The 2,071-nt window shown below is 30.4% G+C and carries 6 protein-coding genes; 1 reads left to right on the top strand and 5 read right to left on the bottom strand.

The genetic code is table 11. The features are described from left to right. Positions 1-67: 67 nt before the first annotated feature. From ACMZ6Z_RS09320 to ACMZ6Z_RS09300, 5 genes are all read right to left on the bottom strand, one after another. On the bottom strand, positions 68-400 hold the full coding sequence (locus ACMZ6Z_RS09320; RefSeq protein WP_416132251.1) for a type II toxin-antitoxin system RelE/ParE family toxin: 333 nt from the start codon (positions 398-400) through the stop codon (positions 68-70). Next, positions 393-683, bottom strand: a complete 291-nt coding sequence (locus ACMZ6Z_RS09315) for an XRE family transcriptional regulator (protein WP_416132250.1) — start codon at positions 681-683, stop codon at positions 393-395. Before ACMZ6Z_RS09315 ends, ACMZ6Z_RS09320 begins: the two co-directional genes overlap by 8 nt. 133 nt (positions 684-816) lie before the next feature. Continuing rightward, positions 817-1,185, bottom strand: coding sequence for a hypothetical protein (locus ACMZ6Z_RS09310; protein WP_416132249.1), 369 nt, complete (start codon positions 1,183-1,185; stop codon positions 817-819). Positions 1,186-1,410: 225 nt separating this feature from the next. Further along, on the bottom strand, positions 1,411-1,635 hold the full coding sequence (locus tag ACMZ6Z_RS09305; RefSeq protein ID WP_416132248.1) for a hypothetical protein: 225 nt from the start codon (positions 1,633-1,635) through the stop codon (positions 1,411-1,413). A gap of 19 nt (positions 1,636-1,654) precedes the next feature. Then, on the bottom strand, positions 1,655-1,879 hold the full coding sequence (locus tag ACMZ6Z_RS09300) for a hypothetical protein (protein WP_416132247.1): 225 nt from the start codon (positions 1,877-1,879) through the stop codon (positions 1,655-1,657). 64 nt (positions 1,880-1,943) lie between these two features. Between ACMZ6Z_RS09300 and ACMZ6Z_RS09295 the strand changes: the two genes are divergently transcribed. Further along, positions 1,944-2,071, top strand: a 128-nt coding sequence (locus ACMZ6Z_RS09295; RefSeq protein ID WP_416132252.1) for an IS630 transposase-related protein, incomplete at its 3' end; no start/stop codon positions are given.

Here is a 2,071-nt window from a genome sequence, read left to right as displayed (position 1 = left end):
GAGCTAAGAAGAACTTTTGTCTCAGGCTCTTTTTATTTTTAGCAACCGCTTTTCTATTTCAAATTTCTCACTTTAATAATTTTATATAGTCACTCTTAGTAGATAACAAGTAGCGGACATTAACGATTTTGCTATCATTATCAATATCATATAGAACGATATATTCTTTTTTCAGAGGAAGTCCTCTAGTAATTGCTCCTGGATTCACTACTTTCCCAAATCGCTCATCGGCATTAAAACCGCGTTCTGGAAAAACTTCTAAGCTCCTTAAACCCTTTACAATTTCACGTAAAACCTTATCACCGGCAGATGGATTGAATAATTTTTCGCTAATATATGTCCTAATTTCATTCAATTGCTCATATATCTCATTTGGAGCAATAACCTGATACTTATCCAAAAAGTTTCTCCTCTAATTCATCAAGCGACATATAGTTACCAGCATTCATCTCATTAACATTGTTCATTACTTCTGCTTGTAAGTCTTTAAAAAGACGTTCTTTTTCTAACTCTTCTTCAGAAAGTAAATCTACTTTACCAGTAGCTACCATATTTTTCAAAAAAAGTTGTAAAATTTTCCCTAAACTCGTCCCGTGTTCTGCAGCAATCACTTTTGCTTCTTCAGCTAATGTTGGCTCTGCTCTAAAATTTACTATTTTTGTTTTCTCTGCTAAAATCGTCATGTTTGTTTCCTCGTTTATTTTCATCTTTGTTTTCATCTTTGTTTTCTATTTGATTTTATCATAAAGAATATTTTATTTCAAATAGAACCGTTCACTATACTCCATCAAAAACAAAATAATCCTTTCTTACCGGCTACATATATTTTTCTCTAAACTCTTTACTCAAGGGTACAACTTTATCAATTTCAGCATTTAATTCTTGAACACATGTTAAAATAATTCCTATATGTTCTCTGGTAATATAATCAGCATCTTCTACCTGAAGAGTGATACGATTCAAATTACTACAAATTCTTTGAACTTCTCGTAATATCTCTATCTTCAAGTATTTTTCTAAAACATATTCAACTTCTTCAATTCTTGGGGAAATTTTTAATATCTTTTGACGAACAAAATCTGAAAAATTATTTGCTCTTGATTCTCGTACCATGCGATCTAGTTTCATTTTCTCTGTTCTAGTAAGTTTAATTTCTCTACGAAACAGCCTTAGTTCATCCACCATATATAAATTTTCCCTAACCGTACATCAATTGACCTTCGGATAATATACGACCTTAGCTTTCTAATAAAATTTTCTTAATTTTAGGTTTTTGCGAGCTGATAATATTTAATTCTTGGGGATTACTTCCCCAAACCCCTATGAAAATTTTAAAGTAGTCATTTTGATTTTTTTATCACATTTCCTAAAAGAAGTTTAAGGTCTTTCAAAAATTGAAATTAATTACCATTATCTCTCATTGTACTTTTCTCTTATAATACTTCCTAAAAATTGTGAATCTGATACTCGAATACTTGACTGATTTGCAAGTTCCTTCAGCATCTGTCTTTCAGACGGCAATAAAGTAAAAGAATATGTTTTTTTCTTCTCTTCTTCCATAACTACCTCTGTTTTGTAGTCTGACCCCTTTACTTCTTCTTTAACTTTATTGAAATTTGTAAATCTGTTTTCCATATATTTCTCCTCTTTAAAATTATGAGCAACACAATACATTAAGTATCTTATTAAACAAATACTCGATATTATTGAAAAATTGTTGATTTCTAGTTTTCTCTGAAGTGGACATATTTTCTTGCTGCTCAAAAATATCCTTATCCAATAATAAACTTTTAGCTAACAATTCTTTTTTAGGTAAATACCCTAAAAAATGTTCATCTTCTACAATGGTCTCTAAAAATTCTTTAGAAGTATTCCCCATATGTTCAATCTTATTACCAATTATAGTGCTTTAGTTTTTAATTAGTATTTGTCATGCTAGAGTTATGGCTTACAGAATTGATTTTAGAAAACGTGTTATTAACTATGTCCAATCAGGGCATGCTAAGAAAGAAGCATGTGCTTTATTTGGGATCAGTACAAATACGTTACACCTTTGGGAGAAACAGTTGGA

Source organism: Streptococcus pluranimalium (assembly GCF_047785705.1).
GTDB classification, from domain to species: Bacteria; Bacillota; Bacilli; order Lactobacillales; family Streptococcaceae; genus Streptococcus; species Streptococcus pluranimalium_A.
The sequence above is the reverse complement of the archived record's forward strand: the minus strand, read 5'-3'. Positions and strand labels throughout refer to the sequence as shown.